This is a genomic window from Paracoccus aminophilus JCM 7686, assembly GCF_000444995.1.
Taxonomy (GTDB): Bacteria; Pseudomonadota; Alphaproteobacteria; order Rhodobacterales; family Rhodobacteraceae; genus Paracoccus; species Paracoccus aminophilus.
Window position 1 is genome coordinate 1 of sequence record NC_022044.1, and the last position, 17,204, is coordinate 17,204.

Annotated in this window: 17 protein-coding genes; 6 read left to right on the top strand and 11 right to left on the bottom strand. The window is 63.7% G+C overall.

The genetic code is table 11. The annotated features are described in order from the left end of the window. Nucleotides 1-1,194, bottom strand: a complete 1,194-nt coding sequence (locus JCM7686_RS21385) for a replication initiation protein (RefSeq protein WP_020953102.1) — start codon at nt 1,192-1,194, stop codon at nt 1-3. A gap of 514 nt (nt 1,195-1,708) precedes the next feature. Between JCM7686_RS21385 and JCM7686_RS21390 the strand changes: the two genes are divergently transcribed. From JCM7686_RS21390 to JCM7686_RS21400, 3 genes are all read left to right on the top strand, one after another. Further along, on the top strand, nt 1,709-3,103 hold the full coding sequence (locus JCM7686_RS21390) for an AAA family ATPase (RefSeq protein WP_020953103.1): 1,395 nt from the start codon (nt 1,709-1,711) through the stop codon (nt 3,101-3,103). Next, nucleotides 3,096-4,208: a ParB/RepB/Spo0J family partition protein gene (locus JCM7686_RS21395; RefSeq protein WP_020953104.1), complete on the top strand. Its 1,113-nt coding sequence runs from the start codon at nt 3,096-3,098 to the stop codon at nt 4,206-4,208. Before JCM7686_RS21390 ends, JCM7686_RS21395 begins: the two co-directional genes overlap by 8 nt. Before the next feature lie 117 nt (nt 4,209-4,325). After that, nucleotides 4,326-5,300 (top strand): Fic family protein, encoded by a 975-nt coding sequence (locus JCM7686_RS21400; protein ID WP_051201744.1) that lies wholly within the window; start codon nt 4,326-4,328, stop codon nt 5,298-5,300. An 11-nt stretch (nt 5,301-5,311) separates the two neighbouring features. On the opposite strand, the gene JCM7686_RS21405 is transcribed toward JCM7686_RS21400, so the two are convergent. The 3 genes from JCM7686_RS21405 to gnd form a co-directional block, all read right to left on the bottom strand. Next, the gene (locus JCM7686_RS21405; protein WP_020953106.1) at nt 5,312-5,611 is read right to left on the bottom strand and encodes a CcdB family protein; all 300 of its coding nucleotides are present in this window, start codon (nt 5,609-5,611) and stop codon (nt 5,312-5,314) included. Next, entirely contained in the window at nt 5,611-5,853 is a 243-nt protein-coding gene (locus tag JCM7686_RS21410) for a type II toxin-antitoxin system CcdA family antitoxin (RefSeq protein ID WP_020953107.1), read from the bottom strand. The genes JCM7686_RS21405 and JCM7686_RS21410 overlap by 1 nt, the downstream gene beginning before the upstream one ends. A 76-nt stretch (nt 5,854-5,929) precedes the next feature. Continuing rightward, nucleotides 5,930-6,835, bottom strand: a complete 906-nt coding sequence (gnd, locus tag JCM7686_RS21415; RefSeq protein ID WP_020953108.1) for a phosphogluconate dehydrogenase (NAD(+)-dependent, decarboxylating) — start codon at nt 6,833-6,835, stop codon at nt 5,930-5,932. 265 nt (nt 6,836-7,100) lie between these two features. On the opposite strand from gnd, the gene JCM7686_RS21420 reads away from it, so the two are divergent. Further along, nucleotides 7,101-7,904: a hypothetical protein gene (locus JCM7686_RS21420; RefSeq protein WP_051201745.1), complete on the top strand. Its 804-nt coding sequence runs from the start codon at nt 7,101-7,103 to the stop codon at nt 7,902-7,904. A gap of 22 nt (nt 7,905-7,926) precedes the next feature. After that, nucleotides 7,927-8,475 (top strand): HutD/Ves family protein, encoded by a 549-nt coding sequence (locus JCM7686_RS23720; protein ID WP_158442393.1) that lies wholly within the window; start codon nt 7,927-7,929, stop codon nt 8,473-8,475. 95 nt (nt 8,476-8,570) lie between these two features. Here the strand turns inward: JCM7686_RS23720 and JCM7686_RS24200 are convergent, their stop codons facing one another. The 7 genes from JCM7686_RS24200 to JCM7686_RS21465 form a co-directional block, all read right to left on the bottom strand. Further along, complete coding sequence (locus JCM7686_RS24200; protein ID WP_020953111.1) at nt 8,571-9,743, bottom strand: LysR substrate-binding domain-containing protein; 1,173 nt, start codon at nt 9,741-9,743, stop codon at nt 8,571-8,573. Nucleotides 9,744-9,832: 89 nt separating this feature from the next. Further along, nucleotides 9,833-10,798, bottom strand: coding sequence for a LysR family transcriptional regulator (locus JCM7686_RS21440; protein WP_020953112.1), 966 nt, complete (start codon nt 10,796-10,798; stop codon nt 9,833-9,835). A gap of 87 nt (nt 10,799-10,885) precedes the next feature. After that, the gene (argE, locus tag JCM7686_RS21445; protein ID WP_407946445.1) at nt 10,886-12,058 is read right to left on the bottom strand and encodes an acetylornithine deacetylase; all 1,173 of its coding nucleotides are present in this window, start codon (nt 12,056-12,058) and stop codon (nt 10,886-10,888) included. A 49-nt stretch (nt 12,059-12,107) separates the two neighbouring features. After that, nucleotides 12,108-12,785 (bottom strand): DUF1028 domain-containing protein, encoded by a 678-nt coding sequence (locus JCM7686_RS21450; RefSeq protein WP_020953114.1) that lies wholly within the window; start codon nt 12,783-12,785, stop codon nt 12,108-12,110. A gap of 10 nt (nt 12,786-12,795) precedes the next feature. Next, nucleotides 12,796-13,215, bottom strand: coding sequence for a RidA family protein (locus JCM7686_RS21455; RefSeq protein ID WP_020953115.1), 420 nt, complete (start codon nt 13,213-13,215; stop codon nt 12,796-12,798). 22 nt (nt 13,216-13,237) lie between these two features. Further along, nucleotides 13,238-14,692, bottom strand: a complete 1,455-nt coding sequence (locus JCM7686_RS21460; protein WP_020953116.1) for a 4-hydroxyphenylacetate 3-hydroxylase family protein — start codon at nt 14,690-14,692, stop codon at nt 13,238-13,240. Between the two features lie 176 nt (nt 14,693-14,868). Further along, nucleotides 14,869-16,005 carry a branched-chain amino acid ABC transporter substrate-binding protein gene (locus tag JCM7686_RS21465; RefSeq protein WP_020953117.1) on the bottom strand — a complete coding sequence of 379 codons (1,137 nt, stop codon included), beginning with the start codon at nt 16,003-16,005 and terminating at the stop codon, nt 14,869-14,871. Between the two features lie 281 nt (nt 16,006-16,286). Between JCM7686_RS21465 and JCM7686_RS21470 the strand changes: the two genes are divergently transcribed. Further along, entirely contained in the window at nt 16,287-17,204 is a 918-nt protein-coding gene (locus JCM7686_RS21470) for a branched-chain amino acid ABC transporter permease (protein WP_020953118.1), read from the top strand.

Below are 17,204 nucleotides of genomic sequence, written 5' to 3' on the forward strand. Positions count from 1 at the left end.
TTAGGATGTCGGCGCCTCATCGAGCCCCGAGAACAGCCCCGGCGACATTTCCGCCCAGAACGCGGCAATTCGCGCATTGTTCAGCGGCGACATCCAGCCATGCTTGTCGAAATCCACGCGCAGCCCCTCATCCGCAAGCTGAGCGAGGAAAAGCCGCTTGTCGGCATCGCGCTGGGTCGGCGTGCGCGCCTTGACCGCGTCAAGGATGCGGCGCAGGCGTTCGGCGCGCGGGTTCGGGGCGAGCTCTTCAGTCTCTTCGCTGGTCGGGCCGAAATTGCCCTCGAGCGCGGCGGTCAGATAGCCGAGCTTGCTTTTGACGTTCTTGCGCGACTCGACGTAATCGAGCTTTTCGAGCACCTGCTCTTCGCCATGCGCGGTCAGCCATTGCCGTGCCAGCCGGTCGCTGACGCCCAAAGCGCGCAGCCGGGCATAGACCGCGCCGTGACGCACGCCCTCTCCATCATCGAGATCGAGAATGGCGAGCTGCGGGTTCTCGGCGATGCGAAAGCGGATCTCGGTCACCGCCCTGCCCTGCTTGCGGATCTCGGGCGTCACCAGAATATTGCTGGTCTTGTTGACCTCGGCCACGGCGGGCTTGATGATCTTGGCGTTGAGATGCTTGAAGGTCTCGTAATAGGCCGAGCCCTCGACCCCCATCAGCCGCCGGAAAAGATCAAGCGGCCACCAGCCGGTCGAGCCGGTGCGCACGAAGCGATAACAATTCTCGTAAAGCGCCAGCGCATGGCCCGAGGTAAAGCGGCGCTGGATATTGAGATTGATCAGCGCAAAGACCTTGGGGTCGTGCAGCTTTTCCGCGAGCGCCGGTGAATAGGCATATTCGCAGATCCCGCCCTTCAGCTTGGCATAGCTCAGAAGGCTCGAGACGCCCCATTCCTGCTGGCCACGCTCATCAAGCATATCCCATTCGGCGACCGTTTCCGCCAGCCCGCGCAGGGATTGCTTCAGCGTCTCCATATCGTTCGAGTTATAGCCGATCATCAGACACAGCGTGCGCGCATCGATCTGGTGGCGCGGGCGCGAGATCAGCGTGTCATAGGCATTGAGCAGCAAGACATTCGACAGCTTGCGCTGCAAAAGCGTCAGCTTGCCCGAGACGTGAATGGCCGCGACATGTTTCTTGACCGCACCGCGACGCAAGGCCCCGGTCAGCTGCTCTCGCGGAATCTCATCCATCGCCCTGCCCTTTTCTTTTGAGGCCAATATCCGCGATCAGGTACCTGACAGCAACATCAATCTGGGTCCCCTCGGCCTTTTGAGGACCTCCTGTAAATGGGTCCCTTTCTGATCCGCCCCGATGCAAAGGCACCCATTTGCGGGATCGGATGTGACGGTCCCGTGTGGTTTCCGGGCGGAAAGCAACGCTTTTCCCCTAATCCCGCAGCTTGGTGCCCCTTTTCCTGCGAATCGGTGCTCTCTGCCCCGAGAACGGGCACCTTTCCTCCTGTTTTCGGATACCTCTGATCCTGTATCCGGGCACCGAAACAATCTTAATCTATTGAAAATAGTTTATTTTTCAGGCGTAAAGATTCTAAATTACCTAAAAGACTCTCAAACTTTCTGCCGCTGTTTTTCATGCTTTCGGGGGGATTTCGCTGCGAAACCTCGGTTGGTGATTCACTCCCGTCCGTCGATGTGCAATAGTTTCCGAAAAACATGCATCGAAGCAGGACATCGCAAAGGTATTGACATGTCGTCAGGCAAGGACCCGCTCCCGCCCTATTTCAACATCGACCCCGCCAAGGCCGCGCAGCGGCTTTCCGATCCTATCGACACCGCCCGATTCGCGAAAGCCGCGGCCTTTGCCGCGCGCGGGCGACAGGATCTCGCAGAACGCGGCTATGCCCCGGATGGCCGCAAGCGGCTGCGTCGCTTTTCGACCTGGGAGGTCTGCCGCTATCTGATCCCGGTCGCGAGTGCGCATTTCCGACGCGTGCTGCTGAAGAACCCTGACCTGCCGCAGGGCGTCGGTGAGGGCAATTCGAAATGGTTCAGCCTCGAGGATGTGCTGCGCCTGCGCGACCACTTTGCGGCCGAGGGCGCAGCGGGGCGGGAATACCGACCTTGGCGCCCCGAAGGCCTGCCCGCCAAGACCATCGCCGTCGCAAACTTCAAAGGCGGGGTCGGCAAGACCTCGACTGCGGCCCATATCGCGATGTCGGCCGCGCTCGATGGCTATAAGGTTCTGGTGATCGACCTCGACAGTCAGGGCAGCATGACCTCGATCCTTGGCGGCAAGGTCGCCGATGAATGGTCGACCGCCTTCCCGCTTCTGGCCAAGGATTACGCTTTGGCGCTGCAGGGCGAGAACCGGGTGCGCGAGGCGGCGGGTCACGCTCCCCTGCCCTTCGATGAGACGCTGACCGAGGCGCTGACGATCTCGGCCAAGGATCTGATCCAGCCGACGCATTGGCCGAACATCGACCTTCTGGGCGCGCAGCTCAATCTCTATTGGGCCGAGTTTCAGGTCCCGGTCTGGCGCATGGGCTTGCGCAGCTGGGCGCTTTGGGATGCCCTGAGCAATGCGCTGGCCACGGATGAGATCCTTGACCGTTATGACATCATTATCCTCGATACCCCGCCCGCGCTTGGCTATCTGACGATCAACGCGCTTGCCGCGGCCGATATCCTGCTGGTGCCGCTCGGGGCGTCTTTCCTTGAATTCGACTCGACGGGGCGGTTCTTCGACATGCTCTATTCGACCTTCGCCAGCGTCGAGGAAGGCGAAAATGCCGCGCGGCGTCGCGACGGTTTGCCCGAGATGCGCTTTGAATGGGACGCGGTGCGCGCGATCATCACCCGTTTCGATGCCGGGCAGCAGACCGATCTCGCGAATGTCATTCAGGCCTATTTCGGCGATTTCATGACCACCTACCGCCAAGAGCTGACTGCGATGGTTGGTCAGGCTGGCGAGCAGGTCAACGGCATTTATGAGGCCGATTATCGCGAATTCAACCGCGAGACCTATGTGCGCGGGCGCGAGACTTTTGATCGGACATGGGCCGAAGTGAAAGAGCTGATCCTTGGAAGCTGGTGGCGGGATCTGCAATATGACCTGGCAGAGAAGGAGCGTGCCGATGGCTAAACGCAGAAGATTGGAGGCGCCGACCAGCGCCGATCTGAGCCGTATCGAAGAGACGTTTCGCAGCGAAACCCACGAGCGCCCGAGCCTCGCGCAAGGGATCGCGCCGATTGCGCAGGTGGTGGCCGACAGCGCGACGCTGGCCAATCTCGAAGGGGTCGAGGCCCGCGCCGCTCGCGCCAAGGCCGAGGCGGATGCCGCGCGGTTGCACGCCGCCGAAGAGCGCGGCCTGCTGATCGCCGAGATCCCGCTCAATCAGATCGACGAGGGCGCGATGATCCGCGACCGTCTGGTTATGAGCGAAGAGGATATGCTCGAACTGCGGCTGTCGATCGCCGCGCATGGTCTGCGTCTGCCGATCGAGGTTTTTGAGATGGAGGTGGCTCCCGGGCAGGGGCCGCGCTACGGTCTTCTCTCCGGCTACCGCCGCCTTCATGCGGTGCGCGCGCTGTTCGGGCTGTCGCAGGACGCGAAATATGCCGCGATCCGTGCGCTGATCCGGCCACGCACCGAGGCCAATGACGCCTTCGTGTCGATGGTCGAGGAAAACGAGGTCCGCGAGGAGCTCAGCCATTTCGAGCGCGGGCGGATCGCGGTCATCGCTGCCAATCAGGGCGCTTTCGCCAATACCGAAGATGCGGTGAACAAGCTTTTTGCGACCGGATCGAAGGCCAAGCGCTCGAAGGTTCGCTCCTTTGCGCTGATTTTTGAAGAGCTAGGCGATATGCTGCGCTTTCCCGAGGCGCTGAGCGAACGGCGTGGGCTGTTGATCTCGGGCGCGTTGCGCGACGGGGCAGAGGCCCGGTTGCGGCAGGCCTTGTCGGCACGGGTGCCTGCGGATGCCGATGAGGAATGGGCGCTGATCGAGCCGGTTTTGCGCACCATAGAGGCCGCGCCGCGTGAGCCGGGGCGGGGTGGGCGACCGCGCAGCAAGCCAAAGACCCAATATAGCTGGAGCGATGAGCAAGCCCTGCGCACCTCAAGCGGCATCACCATTCGCCGCGGACGCGACGGGGCTGGCCATGTTCTGCGGCTGGAGGGCGAGGCCTTGAGCGATGATCTGATGGCGATCCTGATGGCCGAAATTCAGGCTTTGCTGGAGAATTGACGGTTTCGCTGCGAAACTGATCCGGCATTCGCCAAAGCGGAATCCATGTAATCATCAGAATCGTGATGAAGTGATGATATGAGCAGGCGTGAAGGGGATCCCGTAACCTTGATTGGAATGTCGGAAGATCCAGAAGAAAGCCCGGATCTCAGCGTTCCTGAGGTTTGGCGCGGGGTACAGGCGGCATTGAGCGCCGAGCTGGCGGCCACGGCCTTTGCGGTCGGCCAGCTGGACGCCGATCTCGCCGCGATGCCCCCGGATCTGCGCGCGGGTGCCCTGCGTCGCCTGGCGCTGCGCGAGGCCGATGCTGTCTTGCGCGCCGAAGGCCATGCGCTCTCGCCGGAGGATCTGGCCGCCGAACTCCTTGACGCGGCCGGTCCCGAGGATGCCGAGGCCTTGCGTTTCGCGCGTTGGGCCGTGCGCCGCTTTGAGGGGCGCGGCAGGGAAGCTGACGTCGGGCAAAGCAATCCTCTGCGCGCCTTCCTTGGGCTTCATCGCAGCTCGGACGGGCTGGGGCAGGGCGCGCGTCGCCTGCTTGGCGCGGATTTCGACGCGGCTGCGGCGGAGTTTCTGCAACGGATCGACGCGGCGGGGCTGCATCCTTTCGCGCGCGGCCCCTTGGCGCGGCTCTTGTGGCGGCTGGCGGGCCTCTCTCCGGCCGAGATCGCCGCCGAGGCGACGGTCTGGGTCGGTTGCGATGCGGCGCGGGGCTGTCCGGCGTTGAGCTTTCTGCCCTGCGGTGCGGCCCAGCACCGCCTGCTGGTCGAGGTCGGCGCGCCGCAGGATCGGCTGCACCGGCATCTCGAGGCCCTGCGCGCGGGCGCGGTCGAGGCGCGGCACCATCTCGCGGCGGTGCGGGGCTGGCATCAGGCGGCGCTGGCCGAGGCGGGCGCGATCAAGGGGCAGAATCCGGGGCGCATTCTGGCGGTTCTGGCCGCGCATCCCTTGATGCATACCGCCGATGTCGCGACCCGCGCCGAGGTCAGCCGCATCACGGCCGAGCGGCTTCTGGCGCGGCTGGCCGAGATGGGGCTTGTGCGTGAGGCGACCGGGGCCAAGCGCTTCCGGCTTTGGGGCGCGCGGCTGCGCTAGCCGGGCGGGGCTCAGAAGCCCTGATAGAGGAAATCGAGCGCACGGGTGATGCGATCAGAGTCGCCGGCAAGCGAGCCGGTTTTCTCGCGCAAAAGGCTGGCTGGCACCGCCGAGAGATATTGCGTGACCATGACATGACCCGCCTCGCCAAGCGCGAAGACCGGGTTCAGGATCGCCGCCGGTTTCGGCGCCAGCGGCAGCGGCATCACCGGCACGACGATGCGCGTGTTCAAATCGGCCAGAAGATCGCTTTGCACGTCAAGGAGCAACCCGGTGCCCGCCGGGTCGCGATAGAGATCGAACCGCGCCATCAGAACGGCCGATAACGCGCCAGCGGCAGGTCGTTTTCATCGACCCAGGCGTTGGACGAGGCCAGCGCGGCGGCGTTTTCCTGCTTCCAGGCCGCCGCCTGCGCCTCACGCACGGCCTGTCGCAACCCGGCTTCGGCGGCACGCGAGAGGTTGATCCCCAGCGCGCGCGCCTCGGCCAGCAGCGATTGGTCGAGCGAGAGATTGGCGGGCTTGCGAACGGCCTCGGCGGCGGATTGGCGCATGGATGTGCTCCTCTTTGCGCCAATCTATGCGCATAAGGAATGCGCATCAAGTCTGAACGCCGAGATGCGCGCGACATCAGCCTTTCTTGACCGCATGGCCGCCGAATTGCTGGCGCATCGCCGCCAGAAGCTTGTCGGAATAGCTGTCGCGATCGCGCGAGCGCAGCCGTCCGATCAGCGACATGGTAATCACCGGGGCAGGGACATCGAGCGCGATTGCCTCGGCCACCGTCCAGCGGCCCTCGCCGGAATCATCGACCCAAGGTTCAAGCCCGGTCATGCCGGGGTCCTTTTCCAAGGCGGCGGCGGTCAGATCGAGCAGCCAAGACCGGATGACGCTGCCCTCGCGCCAGATCTCCGAGATCTGATGCAGGTCGAGGTCAAATTCGCGCTTGTGGTGCAGGATGGCGAAACCCTCAGCATAGGCCTCCATCATGCCGTATTCGATGCCGTTGTGGATCATCTTGGTGAAATGACCCGCGCCGACCGGACCGACCCGGCCCCAGCCAGAGGTCGGGCTGGGGGCAAGGCTGGCAAAGATCGGGCGCAGGCTTTCGACCACCTCGGGTGCGCCGCCGATCATCATGCTGTAGCCTTCCTCCAGCCCCCAGATCCCGCCGCTGGTGCCGCAGTCGACGAAATGCAGGCCAAGCTCGGCCAGACGCGCGCCACGGCGCTGGCTGTCCTTGTAGTTCGAATTTCCGCCATCGATGACGATATCGCCCGCCGCGAGCGCGGGCAGGATCTGGTCGAGCGTGCTATCGACCGGCTGGCCCGAGGGCACCATCAGCCACAGGATGCGCGGAGAGGGCAGGGCGGCGATCAGCTCGGACAGGCTGCCGACCGGGCCGATGCCGGGGGCTTGGGCCTGCGCGCGGGCCTCTGGGCTGGGGTCGAAGGCGGTGATCTGGTGGCCCTGCCGGGCGAGGCGCCGGGCCATATTGGCGCCCATGCGCCCAAGGCCGATCATTCCGAGTTCCATGGAACAAGCTCTCCTGTTTCTGGCGGGGTCCGCCTTTGGATGCAGGGCGATGTTAGGCCGATCACGGTCCCGGTCCACCCCTTTCGCCCGCGGTTCGCCTGTGCCCTTGCGGCACGGGGGAGACACAGGGTCGGCACAGGCGCCGCACGGTGCCGACCTCAGAAAAGCCGAGGATCTGGTTCCGAATTGCGGATTTTTCACCGCGCCGCCCACGCCCTAGGCTGAAAGTCAGCCGACCTCTGACGAAAGCGCGAAAGATGTGCCGATGATCCACAGCCGAGCCGTTCCGCCCGTCGGGGTCCCGATCTCCGTGGTCAGCGCCGCTTTGCCTGAAGGATCACGCCTGCGGGACGGGGTGATCGCGCTGGGGAACTTCGACGGTTTCCATCGCGGCCACCGCCTGCTGATCGGCACCGCCCGACGGATTGCGGCCACCCGTCGCCCCGTCGCGATCATGTCGGTCGAGCCCCATCCGCGCCAGTTCTTCGCCACGCCCGGCACCGCTCCGTTCCGGCTGGCCACGGCTGCGCAAAAGCTGCGCGCGGCGCAAGGCATCGGGCTCGGTTATCTGTTCCAGCCTGCCTTTGACGCCGAATTCGCCGGTCTGTCCCCCGAAGCCTTCATCGAGACGGTTCTGCACGCGCGTCTTGGCGTCTCGCATGTGGTGGTTGGCGCGGATTTTCGCTTTGGTGCGAAGCGCGCGGGCGATTGCCGCCTGCTCGCCGATCTTTGCCTGCGCCACGACATCGGCGTGACCTTGGTGCCGCTTCAGGGCGGCTTTTCGTCAAGCGCGGTGCGCGCGGCGCTGCGTGCGGGCGATCTGGAGGCCGCCTGTGCGAGCCTTGGCCGGACTTGGCAGGTCGAGCTTGTCGCGAGGCCAGAGGTCACTCAGCCGGGCTCTCTGCAGGGCTGGGCGCTGGCGCCTGAGTTGATCCGCCCACCCGCCGGGCGCTATCTGATCCGGGCTGAGGGCAAGGAGAGCGTCATTGACCTCACCGCCGAGGGCTGCCTGATGGGTGCGTCCGGCCCCGTCCCGCGCTGGATCGAGATACTTGCACGCTGCCGCTGACATCCTGAAAGGACAGACGATGATGACGACCCTGCACCTGCCGGCGCAAGGCTATACCACCCTGCCGTGGAAGAATGGCAGCGGCTCGACCGATGAAATCTGGCTCTGGCCGCCAGACGCCACGCGCGAGGCGTTTTCCATCCGCATCTCGCGCGCCCCGATCACCACGCGCGGCGTGTTTTCCTCCTTTCCCGGCGCGGATCGTGCGATCACGCTGATCGAGGGGCAGGGGCTTGCACTGGAATTTGATGAAATCCGTCAAGAGCTTGCGCCACTTGCGCCCTTCCTGTTCGACACCGGGCGCGCGCCAATCGGTGATCCGCTGGCCGGTCCGGTCCGGGTGTTCAATGTGATGGCGAAACGCGCGGAGTGGCGTCTGACCGGGGCGGCATTGGCCGCGCCCGGCACGGCCTTCGCCGCCGATCTGAGCGTGATCTTCGCGCTCGAGCCGCAAGGCATCACGACCGCGACCGGGCGGTTCGATCTGGCGGCGCAGGATACGCTGGTCACGCCCGAGGCCGGGCAGGTCGAAGGGCGCGCGCTGATCGTATCGCTGGCCCGCGCGGTGTGAGGGGCGCGGGAAGGGCGGCGGGCAGGGGCCCGCGCCGCCCTTTCCCGGGCTTAGGCCTTGAGATTTCAGCCCGGGAGGTTTTAGCCCGCGAAACCCTAGGCCGGGCGCGCGAATTTCTCGCGGCATTTCTCGGCGAAACGCTCGGCGGCGCTTGAGAGCTGATGCCCCTTGCGCCGGGCTAGAACGACATGGGCCAGCTGATGCGCACCGGCAAGCGGCAAGGCGACCAGCGGCAAGCCGTCATAGCTCATGCTGGCGGCGGGCTTCGTGGCCAACAGCGTATAGCCTAGACCATGGGCGACCATGCCGCGCACCATCTCGAACGAGACCGAGCGATGGGCAATCAGCGGTTCGACCCCCTGCGCGCGCAGAATGCCGGTGAAATAGGCGCTGGAGGGCGGGGCATCGAGCAGGACCATCGGCTCGGCGGCGAGATCGGTCGGATGCACTTCCGACTGGCGCGCCATCGGGTGATCTTCGGCCAGCAGCACATAGGGTTCGAGCGTGCCGAGCTCTTCCCAATCAAACCGCTCGTCGAGGTCATTGTCATAGATCAGCGCGATCTCGGTCTCGCCCGCGATCAGCCCCTCGGTCAGACGGCGCTGATCGCCTTCGAGCAGCTCGAGATCCAGCCCGCCCAGCTGTCGGATCAGCGCGGGCATGAGAAAGGGGCCGAAGGTGTGGAAGCAACCGACCTTTAGCTTGACCCCCTTGCCGTTCAAGGCGCCGCGCATGGTCCGGGGCGCATCAATCCGGCGCGAGGCGCCATAAGAGCGGTTGGCATAGATCAGCGGCGAGCCGAGCCGCGCGCTATGGGTGTCATCGACCGCGCACAGCAGCACATGATGGGTGCCGACCCGTTCCGCCGAGAGCACGCGGCATTCGAACGCCACCAGCGGATCGGCGACGCGGGGCGTGCCATTCTCCAGCGTGACCCACTCGGTGCATTCGAACTTGTCGCCAAGCTCGTCCTTGAAGCGCCCGGCAAAGGCCTCCGAGATATAGGATTGGTCTTCGCGCAGGACGTTGACGCAGAGCACGCCATTCTCGATGATCTTCGTGGCAGCCGGGCTGAGATGATGGACGCAGACCAGAAGCGTCGGCGCATCGCCATCCGCCGAAACCGAGGCCATGGCCGAAACCGTGACGCCTGCGCGGCCCGCGGGCCCGTCGGTTGTCACGATATTGACGGTGCAGGCCGCATGGCTCATTCCGGCGATGAAGCGATCGCGCGCGGTGGTTTCGGGAGTTTGGGCTTCGGCAGTCATCGGCATTCCTTTGGTCGAAGGCAGTGTCTTGTTGCTCAGAGTGACGAGTTTTCGGCCAAGTCCAAAATCGTGTTTTCCGGGGTGCTGCCTCAGGAAGTCTGAAGGGCGGCGCCTTCGGGAGCGCGCAGGCTGTCCAAGGGCAGCATTCCCGGCAGATTTCCGTCGGCCATCACCTCGCGGCAATGCGCGATAAAGGCCTCCGCCACGCGCGAGCGTCGGATTTCCGCCAGCGAGGCAATGCCGAAACTGAGCGAATGGGTGACATCTTCCAGCGGCAGATAGACCAGCGGCAGGCCGTTCTCCGCGCGCATGTTCAGGGGCCGCACCGTCATCATGCCGTAACCGATCCCCGCCGCCACATAGGACCGCAACGAGGCGATGGATTTGGTTTCCATGATGACATGAGGCGTGCCGCCGATCTGGCGGAAGAGCCCGAGGAAGTAATCGCGCGTCAGCGGCAGGTCGATCAGGATGAAGGGATCGTCGATCAGCTCGGCCAGCCGGATCGAGCGGCGCGCGGCAAAGCGGTGATCGGCGCCGACCAGCACATAGGTCTTGAGCTGGGCCAGTTCGATGAAATCGACATCCGGCGGCATGTTGAGATTATAGGTCAGCGCCAGATCAATCCGCGCGAGACGCAGCGCCTCGATGATCTCGGCCTCGCTGCCTTCGGTCAGCGTCATGCGGGCGTCTGTGTGGCGGCGCGAGAAACCGGCCCAAAGCTCGGGCGCGATCAGCGGCGCGAAGGTGAAGAAAGTGCCCACATTCAGCGCTCCCGAAATATGGTCGTTCACGTCATTGGCGACCTCGTAAAGCTCGGCGGCGGTGCGCAGGCTTTCCTTGGCGGCGCGCAGCAAGCGGGTGCCTGCGGGTGTCAGCGACAGGCCCTGCGCATGGTGGCGCAGGAAAAGCTGCACGTTGAATTCGGTTTCGAGGTGAGAAATCGCCGCCGAGATCGAGGGCTGCGAGATATTCACCTGTTCCGCGGCCTTGGTGACCGAGAGGGTCTCTCCGGCCGCAATGAAATAGCTGAGTTGCCTAAGTGTGAAACGCATTCTGTCCATCCCTTTCAGACGCGCAAACGAAGCATTCTGAATCGGACCTTCCGGCGTAGATGGAAAGCACCTTATTCCGGCATGTTTTCATATGTGTAATTGCACCAGCTCGCCGACAAGACGGGCGAGGCTTTGATCGCAAAGCGCCAGTTGCGCCGCCGAGATGAATTCATCGGGCTTGTGGCCCTGATCCATGAAACCCGGGCCGCAGATCGCCGTGGACATGCCGGTTGCCTGCTGGAAAAGCCCGCCTTCGGTGCCGAAAGCCACCTTGATTGCCGGGCCGTTCTCGCCGGTGATGCGTCGCAAAAGCGCGATGACCGGATCGCTGTCGGGCGTTGTCAGTCCGGGATAGCCCGAGATTTCGGTAATCTCGATCCGGGCTTGCGGGAAGCGGTCGCGATGGGGGGCGGCGATGGTTTCGGCGTCGAGCGCAAGGCCCGCCAGGATCTCGGCCGGATCATCCTCTGCGAGATTGCGGATCTCGAAATCAATCTCGCAGAGGTTCGGCACGATATTGAGCGCGGTGCCCGCGCGCATGATCCCGGCATGAAGGGTCGAATAGGGAATGTCATAGGCCGGATCGCGGTGGCCGGTCAGCGCAAGCTCGGCCTGCCGGGCTTCAAGGCTCGCGATAAAGGCGGCGCCCAGATGGATCGCGTTCAGCGCCTGAGGGGCCAGCGCCGAATGGCCCTCTTGGCCGAAGCAGCAGGCGCGATAGCCGGTCTTGCCCTTGTGGCCGGTGGCGATCTTCATGCCGGTCGGCTCGCCGATGATGCACAGCGCGGGGCGCAGCGGGCGCGCCTCGATAGCCGCGATCAGGCTGCGCACGCCCATGCAGCCGATTTCCTCGTCATAGGACAAAGCGAGATGCAGAGGCCGTGTCAGCGGACGCTTGGCCGCCAGCAAAAGCGCGCGGATCGCCGCCGCGACAAAGCCCTTCATATCGGTGGTGCCGCGCCCGTAATAGCGCCCGTCCTCTTCCGTCAGCGTGAAGGGATCGCGCGTCCAATCCTGCCCGGCCACCGGGACGACATCGCTATGACCGGACAAGACCACCCCGCCCGCGATCTCGGGCCCGACGCTCGCCCAAAGATTGGCGCGGCTGCCGTCGTCATGGGCAAAACGCTCGATCCGCGCGCCTGCGGGGCCGAGCAGGCTTTCGACATAATCGAGCAGATCAAGGTTCGAGCGGCGCGAGATCGTCTCAAACGAGATCAGCCTGCGCAGGATGTCGAGGGTCGAGGGCGTCGCGGTCACGGTCATCTTTCAGGGAATCGGGGGCGACCGAAGCCGCCCCACACAGGGATCACAGATCGCCGGGCACGCCATAGCTTGGCGCGGCATCGGGATTGAGCGCACGGGTGACATAGGCTTCCATCTCCAGCCGCCAGCGCGCCCAAAGCGCCGCGCAATCCTCGATCGGATCGCCCTCGCTCCAGTCTATGCGCAGATCGGCAATCGGCCAGCTCACCTTATCGACGATGATCAGGCCCATGGAATGCACCGGACCTTCCTCGCCCCCCGCCGCGACCGAGGCGCGCATTCCGGCCAACAGCCTGTCGCCGAGATGCTGGCCCTTGGCGGCGGCGAATTCCGCGACCATCCTCTCGGGGATGTCGGCGGCGCAAAGCAGATTGCCCGCCGCCGCGACGCCCTCGCCATAGGCAATCGCATGGGTGCCAAGCGTGCGCGCCCCCGACCAGCCCGCCGTGCCGCCGTTGCGATCCACCAGCGCCAATTGGCGAAAGTCGATATGCGGCGCCTCGGCGGTCAGCCGGGCGAGTGCGTCCGAGGCCGAAAGCCCTTGCGCCATCAGATCGAGCCCCTTCGGGCCGAGGCTCGGATCGGTGATGTTCTGGGTCGCAACCACGCCGACGCCTGCCCGCGCATGGGCGCAACGCGCGGCCACGCAAGGCGACGAGGACGAGACCGCGATCCCGAACATGCCGGTGTCAGGGCAGCGCCCCGAAATCGAGAAGGTCATGCCCGCCCCCTCATGCGTCCGGAATGACGGCGGTCGCCTCGATCTCGACGATCCATTCGGGACGCGCCAGCGCGGGCACGACGATCCCGGTCGAGCAGGGATGCACGCCTTTGATATGCTTGCCCATTTCCTGATAAACCGCCTCGCGGTAACGGATATCGGTGACATAGACGACGATGCGGCAAATATGCTCCATCTTCGATCCCGCCTCTTCGAGCAGCATCTTGATGTTTTCCATCGTCTTGCGCGTCTGCATCGCAGGATCGCCGACATGCAGACATTCGCGCGTGTCGAGATCTTGCGCGACCTGACCGCGCAGGAACACCATCGTGCCACGCGCGACGACGCCCTGGCTCAGATCGTTGTTCAGATTCTGCTCGGGATAGGTTTCTTTGGTGTTGAAGGGGCGGATGCGGTGATGAACGGTCATCTGTTTGGCTTTCCTGAAAGAATTAGCGTTTGTCGCCCCAGACCTGATCGGACAGGCCTGCGGATTTGTGGGTGAAGCGCAAAGCCTCGTTCCAGTCGAAGTTGCGATAAACCGCCGCGAGATGGGCGAAGGGCGGCGATTGCGCGAACAGCTGGAAGGTCAAGCGGTGGCCGGCGTAATCCGAATTCAGCAGATCACGAGCATAGGCCAGCAGCTTGCGGCGGTCCTCGCTCGCCCAGTTTTCATTGAGCGTGTAGAACTTATCGAGCCACGGCCCGGCCTCGGGATCCTCGAAACTCGCGACATCGGGGGTAATGCAGATCTGGCCGCCGCAAAGCTCGCGGGCGATATGCATCATATGGTGCAATTGCGAGCAGGCGAGCACGCGGCCGGTCATCAAAAGCGACTGGTTCGGCATCAAAAGACCGCCCGGGCTTTCCTCGGCATCGGCAATCGCGGCGGTGAGATGGGCATTGATGCCCTCGCGGTAGCACGCCAGCGTCGCCAGCTTTTCCTGAACCGCCGGTTGATGCTCAAGCCCGGTCTGGCGCACGTTCCACAAAGCCGCGCCGATCAGCATATCGGCAAGCTTCAGGTTGCGCTGCACGAAGGCAAAGGCCGAGTAGCGGTGCAGGGTCGCGCGGATGAAAGTGGCGGCTTTGGTGTGCTGATAAAACAGCACATTTTCCCACGGGATCAGCACATTGTCGTAAACGACCAGCGTCTCGACCTCGTCGAATTTGTTCGAGAGCGGATAATCACGCGCCGGGGCGCGACCGGCAAACCCCGTGCGCGCGATAAAGCGCAGGTTCGGCGAGGAAAAGTCGCAGACAAAGCCCACCGCATAATCCGACATCGCCTCATTGCCCCAATTGGCAATCGTCGGTTTGGTGAAGGCCTGGTTGGCATAGGCGGCCGCGGTTTCATATTTCGCGCCGCGCACGATGATCCCTGCATCGGTCTCCTTGACCACATGCAACAGCATGTCCGGATCCTGATCCTGCGGCCGTTTCGAGCGGTCGCCCTTCGGATCGGTATTGGCCGAGACATGGAACGGGTCGGTCTTGATGACGTGATGGATATGGTTGCGGATATTGGTCGAGAAGCGCGGATCGACCTCGTTCAGGATGTCCTGCCCGTCGTAAAGTGACCACATCTCGCCTGCGGTCTCGTCGCCGACACGGGTGACGACGCCGCCGATATCTTCCAGAACCGTATCGGTGGCGCGGCGTTTGGCGTGCCAGTCGTCCTTGGTATAGGGCAGTTTCAGCCCGACCGAGAAACGCTCGCCATTTTCCTCATAGCTCATCACATCGCGCGTCGCGTCGTCATGCGCCATGTCGTAAATCCGGGCGCGCACGTCGATCATCGGCTTGAACATCGGATGTTTGGTGATGTCCTGCACGCGTTCGCCATTGATCCAGACGCGGCGACCGTCGCGGATGGAATCGCGATACTGTTCTCCGGTTCTTAACATTTTATCCTCAGTTTGGCTTGGGGGCGGAGGTCTTCTCCCGAGGCAGATGCCGCGGGCGGGTCAGTCTTGGGCGCGGGCAAAGCTCTCCCGGCCTCCCGCGCGAGGGGCTGCGCGGGAGGGGAGAACCGATCCCCGGCGGGAGGGTCAGATCAGAAAGGGGTCAGATCAGAAGGGGCTCAGGGTTTGGTGTAAGTCGTCCATTTGCCGTCGCGCACGGTCTTCAGCTCGATCGCGATCGGGGTTTGGGTTTGGCCATTGGCGTCGAAGGTGATCTCGCCGGTGGCGCCGTCGAACTTACCCGAGCGGATCGCCTCGGCCAGCTTGACCTTGTCCTCGGTGCCGACCTCTTTGGCGGCGGCAATGATGATATTGGCCGCGTCGAAGGCGAATTTCGTATAGGGGCTCTCGGGCTCGGCAAAGCCTTTGGCGGTGTAATCGGCCTCCATCTTGGCCAGTTTCGGCGTCTGCGCGGCCGAGGGATAGGACACGATGGCATTCGAGGCGGCATCGCCCGCGACCGAGATGAATTCCGGATCATAGAAACCCGAGATCCCGATCATCGGCTTGTCGAGCCCGATTTCCTTCATCTGCTTGGCGAGAATCCCCGCCTCGGTGATGACGCCGCCAAAATAGACCGCATCGACATTCTTGCCCTTGAGCGCGGTCAGGATGGTGCGGAAATCGGTCGAGCCGACCGGCAGCAGATCGGTCGAGACGATCTCGCCACCCGAAGCCGGGACGAATTCGTTGAAGGCGTCGGCATTGGCCTTGCCGTAATCCGAGGTATCGGCAATCACCGCGATCTTCTTGGCGCCGAAATCCTTGACCGCCCATTCGGCGAGCGGCTTGTTTTCGGTCAGCAGCGTCGGCGTGACGCGGGTCACCTGCAACAGGTTCTGCTTGGTGATATCGGGCGAGATCGCCCCCCAAATCACCAGCGGCACCTGGAAGCGGGCAAAGACCGGCATCGTCGCCAAGGCCACCGGAGAGTTCCAGTGCCCGGTCGCGGCAATCACCTGGGGGTCATTCACAAGTTTCATAGCCGCCGAAACCCCGGTCTGGGGATCAGAGGCATCGTCAAGCACCACCGGCTCAACCGTGAAGGGTTGCGCGGGATCGGCATTCGCCTGCTCGATTGCCAGCAGGAAGCCGTTCTTCGCGCCCAACCCCTGAGCGGCATTGCCGCCAGAGATCGGCCCGATGAAGCCGATCTTCACGGTCGGGCGATCGGCGAAGGCAGGGGCCGCCAGCAGTGCAGTAGAGAGCGCGAGACCGGCCAGAACGGCGCGGCGCGTTGTCGTCAAAAGTGCCATATTCCTCTCCTGTGATTGGCGAGAGTCTCGCCGGTCTTTTCGTTATTTTTCTGGATTTCCATTTGCTTGCGCCAAATTGACGCAGGCGGGAAACGGAAGTCTGGGGGGCGTCTTCCCTTTAGCATCCGCCGAAGATGGCCCCGATGAGAAGCCTTATTATCTGAGCCATTGGGTCAGAAAAAACGAAGCGCCTCGCGCGCCATTTCCATTGCGCGATGAGGGCGCGGGCGCCCATCCTCTTCGGAAAAACCAATCCAATGCATCAACTCGGGAGGATCGGCATGGATAGTCTATTCCTTCAGTACCTGCTCAACTGGCTGGTCCTGGGAAGTATCTATACGCTTGTGGCAATCGGTTTCAGTCTGCTGTTCGGCCTGCTCAACGTCATTCACTTTTCGCATGGGGACGTGTCGATGATCGCCCCCTTCGTGGCTTTGGGCAGCCTGCAGTTCTTGCTGGGAATCACCAGCAGCACGGTTGGCATCGGCCCGATTCTTCTGGTTCTGGCGCTTGCCATTCTGGTCACGGGGGTGATCGGGATCGCGGCGGACCGGCTGGTGATCTCGCGCTTCCGGCAGGCTCCGGCGATGATGGCGCTGGTCGCGACCGTCGCCCTTGGCACGGTCGTGCGCGAGCTCATTCGCGGTTTCTATCCGCAGGGCTCGAACCCCAAGGCCTTCCCCTCGATCGTCGAGGGATTCGTCACGCTGAACAGCCTGCGGCTGCCCGCGCTGCCGGTGCTGATCATCGCGACCACGGTTCTCGTCATCGTGCTGATGGCGGCTTTGATGCAGAAAACCCCGATCGGAATGCGCATCCGTGCCGTGGCCGAAGATGCCGCGACCGCGCGGCTGATGGGGATCACGCCTTCGCGGATCTTTGCCTTCACCTTCTTTCTCGCTTCGGCGGTCGGGGCATTGGGCGCTTTGTTTTTCGCAAGCTATGCTGGCGTCGTGCGCTTCGACTTTGGCGTGCAGCTCGGGCTGATCGGCTTTTCGGCGGCGGTGATTGGCGGGCTGGGTTCAATGACCGGAGCGGTTCTCGGCTCGTTGGCGATTGCCGGGATCGAGACTCTGGTTCAGGCCAATATGGCGGACGGGGCCTCTTATCGGCTCGTCTTCTGCTTCCTTCTGGTCATCTTCATGCTCTGCGTGCGGCCCTCGGGGCTGCTCGGCAAGCCCGTGTTCGAAAAGGTCTGA

Bases quoted from the DNA above. Each gene is read 5' to 3' on its own strand.
- JCM7686_RS21385 (WP_020953102.1), bottom strand. From the start codon at position 1,194: ATGGATGAGATTCCGCGAGAGCAGCTGACCGGGGCCTTGCGTCGCGGT.
- JCM7686_RS21390 (WP_020953103.1), top strand. From the start codon at position 1,709: ATGTCGTCAGGCAAGGACCCGCTCCCGCCCTATTTCAACATCGACCCC.
- JCM7686_RS21395 (WP_020953104.1), top strand. From the start codon at position 3,096: ATGGCTAAACGCAGAAGATTGGAGGCGCCGACCAGCGCCGATCTGAGC.
- JCM7686_RS21400 (WP_051201744.1), top strand. From the start codon at position 4,326: ATGTCGGAAGATCCAGAAGAAAGCCCGGATCTCAGCGTTCCTGAGGTT.
- JCM7686_RS21405 (WP_020953106.1), bottom strand. From the start codon at position 5,611: ATGGCGCGGTTCGATCTCTATCGCGACCCGGCGGGCACCGGGTTGCTC.
- JCM7686_RS21410 (WP_020953107.1), bottom strand. From the start codon at position 5,853: ATGCGCCAATCCGCCGCCGAGGCCGTTCGCAAGCCCGCCAATCTCTCG.
- gnd (WP_020953108.1), bottom strand. From the start codon at position 6,835: ATGGAACTCGGAATGATCGGCCTTGGGCGCATGGGCGCCAATATGGCC.
- JCM7686_RS21420 (WP_051201745.1), top strand. From the start codon at position 7,101: ATGATCCACAGCCGAGCCGTTCCGCCCGTCGGGGTCCCGATCTCCGTG.
- JCM7686_RS23720 (WP_158442393.1), top strand. From the start codon at position 7,927: ATGACGACCCTGCACCTGCCGGCGCAAGGCTATACCACCCTGCCGTGG.
- JCM7686_RS24200 (WP_020953111.1), bottom strand. From the start codon at position 9,743: ATGACTGCCGAAGCCCAAACTCCCGAAACCACCGCGCGCGATCGCTTC.
- JCM7686_RS21440 (WP_020953112.1), bottom strand. From the start codon at position 10,798: ATGCGTTTCACACTTAGGCAACTCAGCTATTTCATTGCGGCCGGAGAG.
- JCM7686_RS21450 (WP_020953114.1), bottom strand. From the start codon at position 12,785: ATGACCTTCTCGATTTCGGGGCGCTGCCCTGACACCGGCATGTTCGGG.
- JCM7686_RS21455 (WP_020953115.1), bottom strand. From the start codon at position 13,215: ATGACCGTTCATCACCGCATCCGCCCCTTCAACACCAAAGAAACCTAT.
- JCM7686_RS21460 (WP_020953116.1), bottom strand. From the start codon at position 14,692: ATGTTAAGAACCGGAGAACAGTATCGCGATTCCATCCGCGACGGTCGC.
- JCM7686_RS21465 (WP_020953117.1), bottom strand. From the start codon at position 16,005: ATGGCACTTTTGACGACAACGCGCCGCGCCGTTCTGGCCGGTCTCGCG.
- JCM7686_RS21470 (WP_020953118.1), top strand. From the start codon at position 16,287: ATGGATAGTCTATTCCTTCAGTACCTGCTCAACTGGCTGGTCCTGGGA.